The sequence below is a fragment of the Aquimarina macrocephali genome, from assembly GCF_051627225.1.
Lineage (GTDB): Bacteria > Bacteroidota > Bacteroidia > Flavobacteriales > Flavobacteriaceae > Aquimarina > Aquimarina macrocephali.
This window is the reverse complement of sequence record NZ_CP151795.1, coordinates 989,973-1,007,730: the sequence shown is the minus strand read 5'-3', so window position 1 is coordinate 1,007,730 and position 17,758 is coordinate 989,973. Positions and strand designations below refer to the sequence as shown.

The window sequence follows — 17,758 nt, the reverse complement described above, 5'->3', positions numbered from 1 at the left end:
GAATTATGATATGTTGATTATAAATGTCGTGTCTACACTATTCTACTAGTGTTGCTGTTTTCTTATTACTTTTTAGGCTTTTTATAGTGCTGGGATCATCTTTATTATACATAGCATACCAGCCTAGTCCAGATGATTTTCCTCCAGAATTAGGATTGCCAAATAGATAAAATAAAGAAGAGCCATTAGGCGGAATTTTAAGTAAGCCTAAAAACTTCAAAGCGATTTGGGTAAACATAAGAAGGAATGATTTCTGACTATCGTCAAATGCCAATCGAAGCTGTCCTATAGAGAGTTTGAGTACCGATTGTAAACTAATCAATTTTGCTCCTCCTCCCGTACCTGGTAAAGAAATGCCAATGTTGGCATTGTAATTATCTCCAGTGCTATCGGGTGCCCAGCTTAATAGCAGAAAAGAGTCTAAACTTACCTTACCTGCCAATTCCCCGGGAGTCCCCATATTTAGTTTAAAATCCAAACCATACCAGGTAGAGTTATCAACCCCAGACAACCTAACATCGGGGATTACGGTTAAGAACCCTTTGTCCTGAGGGCTTTTTTCACTGTTTCCGATAATTAAACCCTTTAGATCCAGTGCAAAATTGATAAACAAACTTTCGCTTCTGGCTGTACTGGTGGTGATATCAAAGGTAATTTCTCCTGCATCAAAATTCAGAGATTTATTTTGTTGTGGGTTTGCAATTTCATAAACCATAGAGATCCCCAAATTGCTGAAATTAAGACCACTTCTTGGAGTGAGATTGTCATTATCAGGACTTCCAAAAGAGAAAATGTCAAAATTGGTTATGTTCTCTGAATCACTTGTATTCTCAATAATTTTATAATCAATGAACCCCTGCATACTAAACCAGGACTCATCATATCCTTCTTTAGGGGAGTCTCGTGTAGTTAATAGTACATTAGTGATCTCTATTTTATTATAGATATTGCTGTCAAACAGGAAGATATTATCTTCAACACTACCCATGCTATATACTGCATTGCCATTATTAATCTGAAAACTACCTTTGAGTAAAATATTTTTGAAAATATTTTCGGGATTTCCCATACTTAATACTTCACTATCAAAAAGTTTATTGATGGTTAATTGAGAATAACTTTCAAAGTTTTTTACTGCAGTATTTTCGAATAAAACTTTTAGCGATAGTAGCCTAAAGTCATAAGTATCTGCAGTAGTCGGAGAGATGGTTTCTGGTGGATTAATGGTGTCATCAAAGTCTGGATCTACATAATAAATCAAACCAAACATAGTACTGGATTGATCAACAACGGCTCCTGCATTTTTGGTATCTCCTTTTTTTACAGGGCTTATTTCTACAGCAAAATGATGTGCATTAAATGCTTCGGGATTAGTGATCCCAGCCATGATGCCCTGGAGATTCGTTGGGATTTCTTTAATATCCATTCGCAATACCAGAATACCTGTCCAGTTTTCATCGATAGCGATTTCATTAAATTTAGAGAAATATTCGTTGTCAGATTGCTCATATGTTTTTTTGAAATAAGATTGCAACCATTGTGATAGTATGATCAATTGATCGGTATCTGGTTCTTGTTGAGCTCCTTCAGAATTAATAGTAGATGGAGAACCAAATTGATCACGTTGTGTCCATTTTTTGGGATTAGCAACGAGACTTTCTTTAGCACTTATTTCTGAGTCAGGATTAGGGTCGTATAATTTACCTTTACGACCTTTAATGATCATGATGTTTTTGTAGTTGTTGTATTCACTTCCTTGCCCTACATTGGCTTGTAATTGCCAACTATCAATACTCATGATGTTATTAAATGTAGCTGTTAGAGGGTCTTCTTCGCCTAATGCTCCTAAATATTCTGAATTCGCAGTGACTAAAAAGAGATCACTGGTTTGTAGCGCCTCGACCAGTTCATTTTCGGGATTTAAAAACTCTAGTTTGTACTTTTCGTTATGATCTGTATTTTGACCTAAGAAAACTTCGTTCCATAGGGTTTGTCCTCCGCTTTGTGTTGTATTGGCCAGAAGCCCTGAAGGAGTTGTAGAAGTAGTGGGTGTAACTCCGTTTTTATTTACCATTTGTTTTGCAGACAGTAATGATGTATTAGTGCTTGCTTTTCCGATGTTACCTCTGCGGGTTTGACTGATGATTTGACTTTCAAACGTTTCGGTATCTGATTCAGAAAAAGAAGTGACTCCATTCCCTACGGTTAACCCCAGGTATGGAACTATCGGAAATAGGGTTGTGTTATCCGCAGTATATGTAAACCCTAAATTATTATGAACAAATAAATCCTGGTATTTATATGAAGAATTACCTTCTCCAAAAAGAGCCGAACCTTTTGGTTGAGATACATAGGTAACCGTATTGCCAGAAGTATTTAGTATAGTTGCCCAGGAAGTTTCTTTTGAATGAGTTAATAAAGGTGCAGTTGGTGATTCTGGCGCTTTTACAGATGAAGCAGCTTCAAAAGGGAATTTAGGTGCCAATGCTGCATTTTTAGAAATAAAACGAATGGTATCTCCTTTTTGACTCAAGGTGAAAAATTCTGTACCCTGTAGACCGCACATCATGTAGTATTCACCAGTGGTTGTTTCTTTTTGAAATTGAATTTCAAAATCTCCTTCGGGAGTAAAATGAAATTGTTCTGTATTACTATTATCATTAATAGCCCCTGTAGAAATTACCAGACGGGCGTTATATATATTGTTAGCTTCTTGTTTAGGTAATAGTGCTATTTCATTTCCGTAATTAGAAGTGAAATAAGAGTATAAGGTAGTATCTCTTTGATCGCTGTTTTTGCCGGTAAAGTTAAAATAAGTTCTTCTTGAGTTGTATGCAGTATTGATATTACATACAGAAGAATCATCATTAGGACAGGGATCAAAGGTTTCATTAGTAACATTTGATGGATCAATAACAACACTAAAACCAAGATAATCTCCTGCAGGAGTACTTTGAGCTAATGGTAACCATTCTGATAGTGAGTCTTCATCTCCTTCTTCTTCTGGAAATAAATATTGAAACCCCCATTTTAGATCATTTAAAAGAGAAAGCCTATTGATAAAAAAATTAGAAAAACGTATACAGCCACGTAACTCTCCCGAGAAATCGATGTATCCTATTTTGGTAGGAATAGTTTTTGGAGAGGAAGTTCCTGAAAAATTAATGACCAGATTACCTGGGTTACCATTAAGAGTAATTACGCTGGAAGCATCATCCAAAATGAGATCCATTCCATTTTGTATCGTAAGGTTTAAACTTGAGGTAAGAGGTGCTTGTAATCCAGTATTTAAACTAGAACCATCTGCACTAAGCCCCATGAGTGATGTGTTAGATTTGTCGATTTCATTGATGTCAATCTGTTCAAGCCATATCATTGCTCTATTAGCAGAACTAGAGGAAATTAACTCGTTTATGTTTTTTACAAAAATTTGAGCATCTGTATCATTTTCAATAGAAGGTGCTTGTGCAGAAAACACAAAATTTCCATTATAATATGTATTACTCAGAGCATCTTTTAGGTAAATAGTACCATCGGGAGGATTGATACCTTCTGGAGTAACAAAAGCAATAAAACCACGATCACCTGTTGCATTTTCAGCGATGTATAACTGATTGATAAACTTCTTAGAGAAAACTGTCATGTCTAACTAATTAAGATGGATAAAAGCGATAAGCCTTTCCTTGTTTTAAGAGAATATAAGCACACTACTAGTTTGTTTTTAGACAAAAAAGCATTGATGATGATCGGAGTAATACTTCTGAAATTCAGGTGAGTAAAGACCTATACATGCATAGGCCTTTACTTCTCTGAATACACAAATTAATGCTTACTCCTGATCATAATGTATAGGAGATAATGATTGACCTGAACTATTAATTAGTAAACGTATAGGCAGCAGCCATAGTTTCCTGATTACTATTCCCAGTAGGATTATATCCACTCATGAAAATAGCTATAGTGTAGGTAAGGCCTCTGCCAATATTAACATTGTTAAAAGCTCCGCCATTATTACTAGTGATCTGAACCGCAGATAACGGACGAGCGTAGTAAGAAGGAGCTCCTGCTTGCCAGATAGCTGCCCAGGCACTATTACCTTTAAGATCGATTTGATTTGGGAAATTTTCCAAACCAAAAGATACACTAGTTGTACCAGGTTTTACGTTAACGATTGTTCCTTCAAAATTATTAGTAGGACTTGGTTGTCCAGCAGCAGGAATAAATGAAGAAGAACAAATGTTTCCATAAGTCTGTGCAGGATCGTTTAATGTAGGACCAACCGCATACCCAACAATGTAGCTATTGTTATTAAGGTCTAGACCATCAAAGTTTAAAGATCCAGCCTGAGTATTACTCGGTATGATCTTGCTTTGAAGTGGTGGTGTACCAAATGGTATCTCGTTACTGTTCTGCCATAATACTACTTGGTTCCCAAAAGTATTAGGTTGATTCCCCGAAAGAGTATCGTAAGTAATGTCAAGAGAATTGGCCGTAATGGTAGTAATCTCAATTTTTGTAGTTAATACCGTTGTTGATTTTCCTTGTTTTTCTAATGTTGCAGTACTCATAATTGTTTAGATTTAAATGTTAATTTTAGGTTTTAAAAATGTATCTATTTATCCGATGCCGGATCACTTGTGTTAAAATTTAATATGGCTGCAGCCGTGGTATTATCTGCTCCCATGAAGTATATTAAAGTATATTCAGTATCTCTACCCAACGATAAGTTGTTTAGCGCTACGATCCCTTGATTAGAATAGCTATCTATTTTTGTTCTAATAAGAGCATCAGGAGGTAGATTATATGGAGAGGCATAGCCTTTCCATAATCCAACCCAATTCCCATTTTCTTTGGGTAGGTAGCCAGAAAGAGTTTGATAGAAAACAGATAATGAAGTTTGTCCTAAATTTTCAATTCCAATATGTACATTAGACAGCGGTGCCTTGATACCTCCTGCACCTAGAATTGCACTAGCACAAATATTTCCTGTTCCAGAACCTACTCCATATCCGACTACATAGCTGTTATACGTAATAGTAAGACCATCTATAGTAACGGTACCACTTTGGGTATTAACCCCTATTTCTATCATTCTTATAGGTTCTACTGTCCAGGGAATAACAGATGATTCCCAAATAGCTATAAAATTTTTGTATGTTGATGGTTGATTAGCAGGAAGTCCAGAAAAGGCTACAGTAATTGATTCTCCGGTAAAACTAGTAATTTCAATCTTACAGGTATTGAGTTTTGCCGTTTCAATTGCTACAGCAAGAGGTTGAAATTCTTTCAAAGCAATAGTATTAATATTAGAGGTATTAAATTTCACTACAGGACAGGATGCTAAAACGCATGATGACTGATTTGGGAAATGTAAAAAGAGTATAATTATACTTAATGATATAATTCTCTTAGTAGTAAATCCGTAAAACCCCGGTTTAAAGAAATAGTTGAAATTTATTAGCATTGCTATTTACTTTTCGATTTGTGTGTGTAAGTTGGTATATTGAGTATGAATGTACTCTTGTACTAAGATACCTTTAAACCAAAACATTTCCTATAGGTATAAACCCGTGTTTTTTAAGGATTTACAGGGGTGTTTTTAGGGATTAAAGTAAGGGTTTAACCATAAAAAAGAAGGGAAAAAAGGATGGTTGTTGCTTAAAATCAGAAGGTTTGCAACTATTCTCAATAGGAGACAGTACTTTTCTTAAAAGTGAAACAATCATGACAGAAATTAACGAACTGTCATCAAAAACTAAATATTTATAAACTGAAAAAAAATAAGTTGAAAAAAACTAAAAAAAGAGAGTTTGATTATATAGTATTGGAATGCACTAAAAATCGGGAATTATATATTCATTCTTAAACCTAAGACTCATAAATCACAAAACAGGTGCTAGATGAGACCTGGTATTTGAATTTTGTTCCTTTAAGTAGAATCCGAACTTAAAACCCACCTCTTCTACATATACATAACTTTGTATGGAAACATCATAGCTAATAGGAGCATTTAATTCTTTCATGAGATCTATAATACGGTAGAGTTTTGTTTTTGAAATCCCCAGACGAGATGCTAATTGTTCTGGTGATCCTGTGGCTTGTAAACGAGTGAGTTGATCTATTCGTTCTATAGTTTTAATGTGTTTAATAATAATACCCATAACTAAGTTTTTCTTTTATGATTACTGTTTTTAATCCACTTCGATTTTGATCTATGACAAATTTTTAGCTTTTGTTAGAATTCAAAATTTTCAACTTCTTTAGAGTGGTAGTATAGGGAGTAATTCAATTTTATAGTACTTAATACAGGTGAAAATGCTTTTTTGTTCATTTTTTTGTATATTTGGTTGTGAGCAATACAAATATAGTTTAAAATATTAAACTAAACAAGTTTTAAGTTTAATATTTTACACTTATTAATGAATGTCAATATATTTTTAAACTATAAAGTTTATAATGTTAACTTTTTAAGCATGGATTTACAAAAGATTAAGGAAATAGCAGACGAGAAAGGCAAGTTAATCAAGGATTTGATTGAAGAGACGGGAATTAAGAAAGGAACTCTTTTCAATTATATGAAAGGGAAAACGGCTATTACTTTAGAAGCTTTTCTAAAAATATCAGACGTTTTAAAAGTTCCGCCTTTAGAATTATTGGCTGTAGTTCAAAATATTAAACTTAATAATGATACAGCAGAAATGATTCATGATATGGAATCTACTAGTGATACAGAACAGATCAAATCGAATTCTATTAATGTTATGATGATTCCTTTGGTAAACCAATATGCATATGCAGGATATTTAAGCGGTTTTGAGAATGAAGGTTATGTAGGAGAATTACCAAAAATGCCATATTTAGCAGATAGACAATATAAAGGTAATTATGTGTTTTTTGAAGTAAAAGGAGATTCGATGGATAACGGTAGTTATGAAAGTTATCTAGAAGGTGACCTTATCCTTTGCAGAGATGTTAGACAGGATTTTTGGAGTAGTAAATTACATATTAATAAATGGGATTTTGTAATCGTGCATAAAGAAGAGGGTATTCTTTTAAAAAGAATTATAGAGCATGATGTTGAAAAAGGAATCCTAACCCTACATTCTTTAAATGAATACTATGATGATATCGAAGTGCATCTAAAAGATGTTGCAAAGATTTTTAATGTTGTAGACGTAAGAAGGCATAAGAATAGACGATAATCATGAGTTTGTTTTAAAAATTCTTTTAAACACAAAATGTAGGTATTGTTACAATTTCCTCATTTCTTAATAACCTTCATTTTTGTTAGGATTAAAAATATAGAAATCGATTCAATTAATACCCAGAACTCTTTAGTTACAGGGGTATAATTTTCAAATATAGATTTTAGTTCTAATACATGTTTTTCCTTGCCAATCATTTCTTTTTGTAATAATTTTTTCAAAAAGAGTAACTCATTTCTTAAAACTAGAAACGGAGGTTAAATTAAGTTAATCTTTTTAACGTTAGGTTTACGATTTGTCATTATTATAGTAATGATTAAATAATGTTTCTATTTTACTAATATTAAAATTTATGTACAATTTTGACCAGTAAATTTAGTATTAGTAAAATTTAAACTTAACAAATGAAAAGTTCATTAACACTTTTTTCAGTATTATTTTACTTTTTTTCTACGGTAGTCAGCGGTCAGGAATCTAGTATTAAGGGAATAATTACAGACGGTCAAACCCCGCTTCCCGGAGCAAATATTATGCTTCAGGAAATTCAAAAGGGGGTAGTAACAGATTTTGATGGTAATTTTGAAATCATCGGAATTCAGGAAGGGCAATATAGTATTGCTATTTCTTATCTTGGTTTTGAGGATAAGGAGATTTCAATTACAATACATCCAGGGGAAATTAAAAATTTAGGAAGTATTGATCTCGTTGCTTCTGCAGAAGCTTTGGATGAAGTTGTAGTCACAGCTTTGGGTATAGAGAAAGAAAAAAAACGGTTAGGTTATGCGGTACAAGAAGTGCAGGGAGATCAACTTACAACGGCAAGAGAAACTAATGTTACTAACTCACTAGCAGGTCGTGCAGCCGGAGTTCAAATAACAGGAGGAGGATCAGGTGCAGGATCAACTTCGTTAATTACAATACGCGGAGAAGGTTCTCTTATCCCAGGTAATAACTCTCCTTTGTTTGTAGTAGATGGTATCCCGATAAGTAACCGTACTGTTAGTAATCGGGCCGAAGGAAACCTTGAAACAGATTATGGTAATGGAGCACAAGACATTAATCCAGATGATGTTAAGTCTATTTCTATTCTTAAAGGGCCTAATGCAACTGCTCTTTATGGATCTCGTGGATTAAACGGGGTGGTTTTAATTACTACGAAATCTGCCGAAAGAACAAAAGGACTTGGGATTAGTTTTACGCAAAATGTAACCTTTGAAAATGCATTAAGAATACCAAAGTACCAAAATCAATACGGCCAAGGGGCAGGAGGAGAATTTACCTTTCTTGATGGATTTGGAGGCGGTGTAAATGATAATATTGATGAGAGTTGGGGGCCACGTTTAAATGGACAGTTGATTGCTCAGCATGATAGCCCAACAACAAGTGGTTTTAGAGCAGGAGATTTTGCAGTAAGACCAAGAAATTCTGATGGTACTTTTGCAGATGAAATTATCCTAACACCATGGAAATCTAATCCTGATAATATTGAAGACTTTTTTAAAACAGGATCTACAATAACAACAAACCTGGCTTTAACAGGAGGGAATGAGTTTGGGAATCTAAGACTTTCCTTAACAAATTTAGAAAGCGAGGGCATTCTACCAAATACAGATTATGACAGAAGAACATATGCATTAAACGGTTCTTATAATTTAACAAAATGGTTAAAAGTTTCTTCATCTGTAAACTACGTCAATAGCAAAAGTAATAATCGACCAAATAACTCTTACGGTACAGAGAATATCATGTATTTATGGGTTTGGTTTGGACGCCAGATTAATATGAATTCACTTCGCAATTACTGGCAACCTGGTCTCGAAGGGAGACAACAGTTTAACTACAACTACAATTGGCATGACAATCCATTTTTTACATTGAATGAAAACACAAATGGATTTGATAAAAACCGTGTTTTTGGTAATGCCAGGGTAGATATAAATATCACACCTGGACTATCTCTTATGTTGCGCACAGGTGTTGACTATTTTAGTGAGCTACGTGCCAGTAGACGAGCCTATAGTACACAGCGATTTGCAAAAGGACAATATCGAGAAGATGATATTTACTTCAAAGAGCAAAACACCGATTTTCTCCTACAATATAATAAAGCCCTAAATGAAGATTTTACAATGGGATTATCTGTAGGAGGTAATACCAGAGAAGAAGAAAATAGATATAAACGAATTAGTGCAAACTCATTATCAGTTCCCGGAATTTACAATTTCGAAAATTCGGCAGAACCATTGTCAAAAACACAATTTAATGATAAACGTAAAATCAATTCATTATACGCATTTGCCAATTTTTCATATAAAAACTTTCTCTTTCTAGATATTACAGGAAGAAATGATTGGTCGAGTACATTACCTAAGGGTAATAACTCATATTTCTATCCATCTGTCGGTCTTAGTGCTGTAGTATCTGATATGGTAGAATTACCAGAGATGTTTTCTTTTGTAAAACTTCGTGGTGGCTGGGCTGTTGTTGGTAATGACACCGATCCTTATGCGCTTAGAAACACATTCTCGTTTAATGAGCCTTTTGGTAATTTTCAACGTGTAAATGCGTCAGATATATTGCGCAATGAAAACTTGAAACCAGAAGAAGCTTCATCAACCGAAGTTGGAGCAGATATCCGTTTTTTTAATAACCGTTTAAGTTTTGATGTTACATATTATAAATCTACAGTAAAGAATCAAATCCTGACTTTACCTGTGTCTAATACTTCTGGATTTGAATCAAGGATTATTAATGCAGGTGAAATCGAAAATACTGGTTTTGAAGTCGTATTAAACGCCAAACCTATAAAAAGTAAAAGTGGATTTACATGGGAAACCAATGTTAATTTTACCAGTGCACGTGGCGAAGTAAAATCTTTGATCGATAATTTAGATACGTATGAGATATCCTCTAATTATGTTAATGTACTAGCCCAGGTTGGAGGTAGAATGGGGGATATTTATGGTACAGGTCTGGTAACAGTAGATGACCCTAACAGTCAATTTTTTGGTCAGGTCGTACACAATGAAGATGGTTTTTCTGTACGAGATCCAAACTTAAAAAAATTAGGAAATTACAATCCGGATTTTACTGTAGGTTGGCAGAATACATTTAGTTATAAAGGATTTAATTTTGGTTTCTTATTTGATTGGAGGCAAGGAGGGGAAATCATGTCTAGAACAACCCTGATCGGTGGTACTTCGGGAATGATGGATTTTACAGCTGTTGGAAGAGAAACAGGAATCATCTCACAAGGTGTTATCCAAAATACAGATGGAAGCTATAGACCAAATGATGTAGTGCTTTCTGGACGAGATTATTATTGGTGGCGTTATAATCGTGGAAACGAAGAAATAGGAATATTTGATGCCTCTTTCCTAAAACTACGAGAAGTACGTTTGGGATATAACTTTCCTAAAAAAATTCTTGAAAAAACGATCATCAAGAGCTTGTCATTATCATTGGTAGGTAGAAATTTAGCGCTATGGACAGAAAACCCTCATTTTGATCCAGAGACCATTTCTTTCAATGGAGGTACTATCGTGCCAGGAGTTGAAGATATGGCATTGCCAAGCTCTAGAAGCTATGGGATTAATCTAAATGTAACTTTCTAAAGTAAAAAAGATGAAAAAATATATAATATTAGGAATAACGATATTGATATCAGTACTATCATGTACTAATGATTTTGAAGAAACGAATACTAATCCCAACCAACCTGAAGAAGTAAGTTCAGATTTGTTATTATCTACAGTTATCTCTACTGTTGCTAATAGAGCAGCGCAATCTGGATGGGATAGAGGAAATATTGTAGGTCAGTTAACAGCAAAGATCAATTTTACAGGTTTTGACCGTTATGAATGGGGTTCAGAATCTGGACTATGGAATGAATATTACGGGATTCTTCCGGAAATTGACCTTATTTTAAAAACTTCATTGCAAGAAGAGACCAAAAATACAAGTTACGAAGGGATGGCGTTAATCCTTAGATCTTATGTTTTTTCTATTCTAACAGATAACTGGGGAAGCATTCCTTTTTCAGAAGCAATAAATGGTCAAGACGGAAACTTCACTCCCAAGTATGATAATCAACAAGAAATTTATACTGCAATTCTTCTGGATTTAAAAAAGGCAGAACAACAATTGGCAATCGGACAGCCTATTCTTGGCGGTGATGTTTTGTATGGAGGCGACCTTGAAAAATGGAGAAAACTGGCAAACTCTTTAAGACTTCGCTATCTTTTAAGGATTTCGAACAAAGTAGATGTTTCTTCAGAGATAAAAGAGATAGTAGATACCGGTGTTTTTATAACAACCAATGCAGATAATGCAGCGGTATCATACCCAGCAACGACACAAATAGATTCATGGCCTATAAGTACAGGTCGAATAGGTGGATTTGATGAACACCGACTTAGTGAAACCAGTGAGAACATTTTAAAACAATTTAACGACCAACGTCTATCAAAGTGGTTTCAGCCCACAGATAATCCTGATGATGATCCAGGTCTTTTTGTAGGATTAACTAATGGATTGAGTGAAGATAATGCATCAACTTTTAATGGAGGTGCCAGTAATGTATCAAGAATAAATCAATCATTCTTTTATGATTCTCCAAATAGTGTAAAAGCTGCAATCATACAAGCAGCCGAAGTACATTTCATACTTGCAGAGGTTGCACAACGAGGCTGGGTTACGGCAGATGCCAAAACATTATATGAAGATGGTGTGAGATTATCTTTTGGGTACTGGGGTGTTAATCAGGATGTTACTGCTTACCTTGCACAAACTGGTGTAGCATATGATGATAAGTTAGAAACAATAATCACTCAGAAATGGTTAGCATCATTTTTAGTTGGTCTTGAAGCCTGGTATGATTTTAGAAGAACAGGGTTACCTTCGGTAGTTGTTCCGGGACCAGATAATGTAAACGGTGATCGTGTACCTGTACGTTTCTTATATCCTGATAGCGAGCAAACACTTAATAATGAAAATTATGAGCAGGCAATTTCCCAGATGGGAGGTAACGATATCAATATAAAAGGCTGGTGGGAGAACTAGTGATCACAAGGTTTTAATTAGGTGATATTGTAATTTAGACTAATATTTAAGAAGATAACGAATGAAAAAATATATAATCATTATAGTCGTTTTTGCTATGCATTTGTTTGCAGTTAATGGTAATGCGCAAAAAGAAAATTCGCCAAAAGTAATTTTAATCACTTTGGATGGATTACGTTGGCAAGAGCTTTATACTGGTGCTGATTCACTATTAATAACAAATAAGACGTATGTAAATGATACGACGAAGCTAAAAGCAGATTTTTGGAGATCAGAAGCAAAAGACCGAAGAGAGGCTCTAATGCCATTTTTTTGGAAGAATATTGCTTCCATGGGACAACTACATGGAAATAGAAATACAGGAAGTAAAGTCAATCTAACGAATATGATGTGGTTTTCATATCCGGGATACAATGAGATCTTAACCGGGGTTGCTGATGATAAGAACATCAACAGCAATAAAAAGATAAATAACCCAAATAAGACGGTATTGGAAATAACAAATAATCTACCAAATTATAAAGGAAAAGTAGCAGCTTTTGGAAGCTGGGATGTATTTCCGTATATCGTAAACGAAGATCGTTCAGGAGTTCCTGTTAATGCAGGTTTTGAGGCCGCCAAAGGAAACAATCTTAGTCAACGGGAAGTATTTTTAAACCAGTTACAGGATCAGACTCCAAGCCCTTGGAGTACGGTTCGTTTAGATGTTTTTACTCATCACTATACGCTAGAGTATATGAAGAAAAACCATCCTGATTTAGTCTATATCGCATATGGTGAAACAGATGATTTTGCTCATGATGGAGACTATGAAGCTTATTTAAAAGCGGCTCATAACACAGATGGTATGATCAAAGAATTATGGGAGTTTACCCAACAGGATTCGTATTATAAAGACAATACCGTTTTTATTATCTCTACAGATCATGGTAGAGGGACAGAGCCTCTGGACACCTGGAAAAGCCACGGAACAAAGATAAAAAATGCTGGACAAGTATGGATTGTTGCTTTCGGAAAAGGAATAACTGCTTTGGGAGAAGTAAAAAATAACGAACAGTTGTACAGTAACCAAATAGCTGCAACAGTTGCTGCAGTTATGGGAAATGAATACCCTGTTGAAAATGCGGGGAAACCGATCGAGAGTATAGTGAAATCAAAAGAATAACCATATATCGGTTTAATCAAAAAAGAGGTATTGCATAAACTCTAACTCTTATTCTTGAATATCTAAGTGAACTCTCAAAAAATGCTTTGATAATTATTTACTCCTTTGTTAGAGGTAGATAACGAGCATTCTGCGAGAAGTTTCACTTGGATTTAAGAAACATTCAGAATTTTTCTTTCAAAAAACGAACATTACATATCATTCTTTGATTGTTATTTATCACGAAAAGACCTTTTCTGTAACAACTTAAGTAAATTAACATCTTTACTATAAATATGGTACTGATGAATCTTAAAACTCCGTTTTCTGTAATATTACTTTCTATTATTGTATTGTTTCTGTCATGTGAGAACACCAAACAGTCAGAATCATCTAAAGAAAAAGAAGAATTACCCAACATTGCTTTATTAGGTACATTCCATTTTGCTACTACTTCAGATTATTCATCAATGGATCTTGATGATTTTAGATCTGATAAAAGGCAAAAAGAAATTCGTTTGTTAATAGAGGCACTTAAAGCATATAAACCAACAAAAATTATGGTTGAGTATCCTTACAGAAAAGAAGATAAGCTCAATGATGATTATAAAGAATATCTTAAAGACATATATACGTTAACCATTAATGAAATTGATCAATTAGGTTTTCGTCTTGCCAAAGAGTTAGGGCATCAAAAACTCTATTGCATAGATCAAAAAATGTCACTTCCTTTTGGACCGTTGTCTAAATATGCAGAAAAGTATGAAAAGCAAAAGTTTCAAGCTTTTCTATCAAGTATTAAAGAAAATGATAAACAAGATTCTAAACGTTTAAAAACAGCAACATTATTAGAGTATTTTGCTTATAAAAACTCAAATAAAGAAGATTTAAAAAATAAAAATCAATATTTAAAAGGAACTGCTCAGTTTGTTTCTGATTCAACTTATATAGGAGTAAAATTTGTTTCAAAATGGTGGGAACGCAATTTTCATATTATGGCTAATATTGATATGCAAACACAAAAAGATGATAGACTTTTGGTTATTGTAGGAGGAGCTCATCGAGCTGTTTTGAAAGATTTTTATGAAGATAGAAAAGATGTTGAGTATGTTGAAATTTCGGATTACTTAAAATAAAGTGATTTAGATTTTTTAAATAGGATAAATGAATATCAACATTTGTGTTGTGCCTTGTAAAATGTTTAAAATCAATTTTTTATATGTTATATTCTAAATAAAATATAGTATAGAGTAATTAATTCTTTATTAAATCGTTTAGTGTTTAACTCATAATTATTAGAGTTTAAATGTTTAAACCACTTCGGTATTTATCTATAAAATTTCAAAATAATATTAGGTATGTATTAAATAACACCTAGTTAAATATTCACGTCATTTTTTATCCAGTTCCCGTCATTTAGTTATTTCAAATGATAGTTAGTTTTGCATTAAAATTTATTTAGACCAAATAAAAATAACTATGCTATCGGAAACCCAAATTACCCTTAAACCTGACCTTGCGGTTGACTACCTTTTTGATGCTCATTCTAAACACGAATACGAAGAGTATATACAAAAAACTGTTCAATATATTAAAACCTTTTTGGATAATGATTGTTTCTATAGTGGAGAATCCGCAGAAATGCTAAAATCCCGTAAAGAAGGTATTTCTGTAAATTCACATGTCAATTTAACATTAGATCAGGCATTACGAGAAATCAAAGATGTATTTCTTGATCATGCAATTTCTTTTCATCATCCTCATTACGTAGCGCACCTTAATTGCCCTGTTTTATTACCTGCATTAGTTGGGGATTTAATAGCCTCATCTGTTAATACAGCTATCGAAACCTGGGATCAAAGTACATCTGCTACATTAATAGAAAAAGAGATGATTCGTTGGATTTGTAACGAAATGAATTTTCCTGCAGAATCAGATGGTGTTTTTACCAGTGGTGGTACACAGTCTAATTTCAAGGCACTTTTGATGGCACGAGATCATTATGCATTTACCCATTATGGAATCAACCTAAAAGAGAATGGGTGGTCTGATGAGGTAAGTAAGTTTCGTATTTTTTGTTCAGATAAAGCACATTTCAGTATCAAAAAGAATGCAGCTTTATTAGGTATGGGGTATGATTCTGTAATACCAATAGATACCGATGATAAGATGAAGATGAAAGTAAATGCTCTGGTACAAGCTATAGAAAAAGAAAAACAACAAGGTAATATTCCAATAGCAATAGTTGCCACAGCAGGAACAACAGATTTTGGAAGTTTTGATCCTTTACAAACTATCTCCAAAATTGCAAAAGAATATAATATCTGGTTTCATGTAGATGGAGCATATGGAGGATGTTACGTCCTGACCGACACCCATAAACATATGTTTAAAGGGGTCGAATATGCTGATTCGATGACTATTGATTTTCATAAAACCTTATTTCAGCCAGTATGCTCTAGTGCCTTCCTGGTTAGAGACACAAAATATTTTAAATATATTTCTTACTATGCAGATTATCTAAATCCTATAGAAGATCGGGATGAAGAATATCCAAATTTGATTGAAAAATCTATTCAAACTACACGACGATTTGATGCTTTAAAATTATGGTTTACTTTAAAAGTAACCGGAACTAAAACTTTGGGAGGGTTTCTGGAAAAAGTACATTACCTGGCCCGTGAAGTTTATTATATCATTAAAGATGATATTTATTTTGAAGTAGCACATCAACCAGAACTAAGTACTCTTGTGTTTCGATTTAAAATCCCTGGCGTATCCGATGAAAAAATATTGGATGCGGCGAATCTGTATATTAAAAATACACTTTTTAATGATGGTAAAGCTTCTGTAGCAAGTACCAAGCTAAATAGTAAAACCTACTTAAAATTTACCTTGTTAAATCCGAGAACGACAAAGGAAGATTTGATAGAGGTTATTAAAATGATTAAAGAACAGGGATTAACCTATGCCACAAATAATTAAAACAACATATGATGAATGATACTAAAATAATAGATTTTGTAGCGGTAGGTATTGGTCCTTTTAATCTGGGATTAGCTTGTTTGACCGAACCTATTAATGAGTTGGAAGGAGTTTTTTTAGACAAAAACTCTAAGTTTGATTGGCATCCTGGGATGTTGATTCAGGATACCACATTACAGATTCCGTTTATGGCAGATTTGGTAACCCTGGCAGATCCTACCAGCCCATTTAGTTTTTTGAATTATATCAAAAAACAAGGACGGATGTATTCTTTTTATATAAAAGAAAATTTCTTACTACTTCGTAATGAGTACAATCAATATTGCCAATGGGTGATACAAAAATTACCTAACTTGTTTTTTAATACCGAAGTAACTCATATACAGTATAATGAAAAAGAAGAGTACTATGTTGTTACCTCAAAATGTACACAAACCGATGAATTAAAAATATACAAAGCAAGAAAACTGGTTTTAGGAACAGGAACTCAACCTTATGTACCAGAATGTTGTAAGAAATTAAATGGAAAAGCGTTTCATTCTTCATCATATCTAAAGAGTAAAACAGTAGTACAATCCAAAAAATCTATAACCATATTAGGTAGTGGGCAAAGTGCAGCAGAGATTTTTTATGATCTTTTGCAAGATGTTGAAACAAAAGGATATCAATTAAACTGGATTACCAGATCTCCAAGATTTTTTCCATTAGAATATTCTAAATTAACTTTGGAGATGACTTCTCCAGAGTATGTGGATTACTTCTATAATTTACCACAGGATAAAAAGGATCATTTAATTCAAAATCAAAAACATCTCTTTAAAGGAATTAACCAAGATCTAATTGCAGATATCTATGACATGATTTATACCAAGCAATTGACTAATGATGTTAAGATATCATTGCGTACTAATTCTGAATTGACCACAGCAGAGTATAATGAAAATCAAAATACTTTTGATCTTGAATTACACCAAATTGAACAAAATAAACGATACCGCCATCAAACAGAAGCGCTAATATTAGCAACTGGCTATACCTATCAGAAACCAGAATTTATAGACGGTATAGCAGATCATATTAAATGGGATGATAAAAACAGATACGCTGTACATCGTAATTATAGTATTGATAAGAAAGGTAAGGATATCTATGTGCAAAATGTAGAATTACATACTCATGGGTTCGTAACTCCAGATTTAGGAATGGCATGTTATCGCAATTCTTTTATCATTAAAGAACTAACAGGAAAAGAATATTACCCGATAGAAAAACGTATTGCTTTTCAGCAATTTGAAGTAACTCAGGAAGAAGAAATTAATACGGAAGAACCTGTTTTAAGGTAAACCACAAACTTTATAGGGTG

General features: G+C 33.7%; 11 protein-coding genes. 7 read left to right on the top strand and 4 right to left on the bottom strand.

The window, feature by feature from the left end; translation table 11 throughout:
• Window positions 1–37: 37 nt before the first annotated feature.
• The 4 genes from AAFU52_RS04510 to AAFU52_RS04495 form a co-directional block, all read right to left on the bottom strand.
• Window positions 38–3,643: a hypothetical protein gene (locus AAFU52_RS04510; RefSeq protein WP_438425671.1), complete on the bottom strand. Its 3,606-nt coding sequence runs from the start codon at window positions 3,641–3,643 to the stop codon at window positions 38–40.
• A gap of 232 nt (window positions 3,644–3,875) precedes the next feature.
• Entirely contained in the window at window positions 3,876–4,568 is a 693-nt protein-coding gene (locus AAFU52_RS04505; protein WP_024771928.1) for a hypothetical protein, read from the bottom strand.
• A 44-nt stretch (window positions 4,569–4,612) separates the two neighbouring features.
• Window positions 4,613–5,464: a hypothetical protein gene (locus AAFU52_RS04500; RefSeq protein ID WP_152538632.1), complete on the bottom strand. Its 852-nt coding sequence runs from the start codon at window positions 5,462–5,464 to the stop codon at window positions 4,613–4,615.
• A 418-nt stretch (window positions 5,465–5,882) separates the two neighbouring features.
• Window positions 5,883–6,161: a hypothetical protein gene (locus tag AAFU52_RS04495; RefSeq protein ID WP_438425670.1), complete on the bottom strand. Its 279-nt coding sequence runs from the start codon at window positions 6,159–6,161 to the stop codon at window positions 5,883–5,885.
• Between the two features lie 312 nt (window positions 6,162–6,473).
• Between AAFU52_RS04495 and AAFU52_RS04490 the strand changes: the two genes are divergently transcribed.
• The 7 genes from AAFU52_RS04490 to AAFU52_RS04460 all read left to right on the top strand — a co-directional run bounded on the left by AAFU52_RS04490 (window position 6,474) and on the right by AAFU52_RS04460 (window position 17,738).
• The gene (locus tag AAFU52_RS04490; protein ID WP_024771931.1) at window positions 6,474–7,202 is read left to right on the top strand and encodes a LexA family transcriptional regulator; all 729 of its coding nucleotides are present in this window, start codon (window positions 6,474–6,476) and stop codon (window positions 7,200–7,202) included.
• A 407-nt stretch (window positions 7,203–7,609) separates the two neighbouring features.
• The gene (locus AAFU52_RS04485; RefSeq protein ID WP_438425669.1) at window positions 7,610–10,819 is read left to right on the top strand and encodes a SusC/RagA family TonB-linked outer membrane protein; all 3,210 of its coding nucleotides are present in this window, start codon (window positions 7,610–7,612) and stop codon (window positions 10,817–10,819) included.
• Window positions 10,820–10,829: 10 nt separating this feature from the next.
• Window positions 10,830–12,266: a SusD/RagB family nutrient-binding outer membrane lipoprotein gene (locus AAFU52_RS04480; protein WP_438425668.1), complete on the top strand. Its 1,437-nt coding sequence runs from the start codon at window positions 10,830–10,832 to the stop codon at window positions 12,264–12,266.
• Between the two features lie 61 nt (window positions 12,267–12,327).
• Entirely contained in the window at window positions 12,328–13,431 is a 1,104-nt protein-coding gene (locus AAFU52_RS04475; RefSeq protein ID WP_438425667.1) for an alkaline phosphatase family protein, read from the top strand.
• Window positions 13,432–13,715: 284 nt separating this feature from the next.
• The gene (locus AAFU52_RS04470; RefSeq protein WP_438425666.1) at window positions 13,716–14,546 is read left to right on the top strand and encodes a DUF5694 domain-containing protein; all 831 of its coding nucleotides are present in this window, start codon (window positions 13,716–13,718) and stop codon (window positions 14,544–14,546) included.
• A gap of 343 nt (window positions 14,547–14,889) precedes the next feature.
• Complete coding sequence (locus tag AAFU52_RS04465) at window positions 14,890–16,395, top strand: pyridoxal phosphate-dependent decarboxylase family protein (RefSeq protein WP_438425665.1); 1,506 nt, start codon at window positions 14,890–14,892, stop codon at window positions 16,393–16,395.
• 11 nt (window positions 16,396–16,406) lie between these two features.
• The gene (locus AAFU52_RS04460) at window positions 16,407–17,738 is read left to right on the top strand and encodes a lysine N(6)-hydroxylase/L-ornithine N(5)-oxygenase family protein (protein ID WP_438425664.1); all 1,332 of its coding nucleotides are present in this window, start codon (window positions 16,407–16,409) and stop codon (window positions 17,736–17,738) included.
• Window positions 17,739–17,758: the final 20 nt, after the last annotated feature.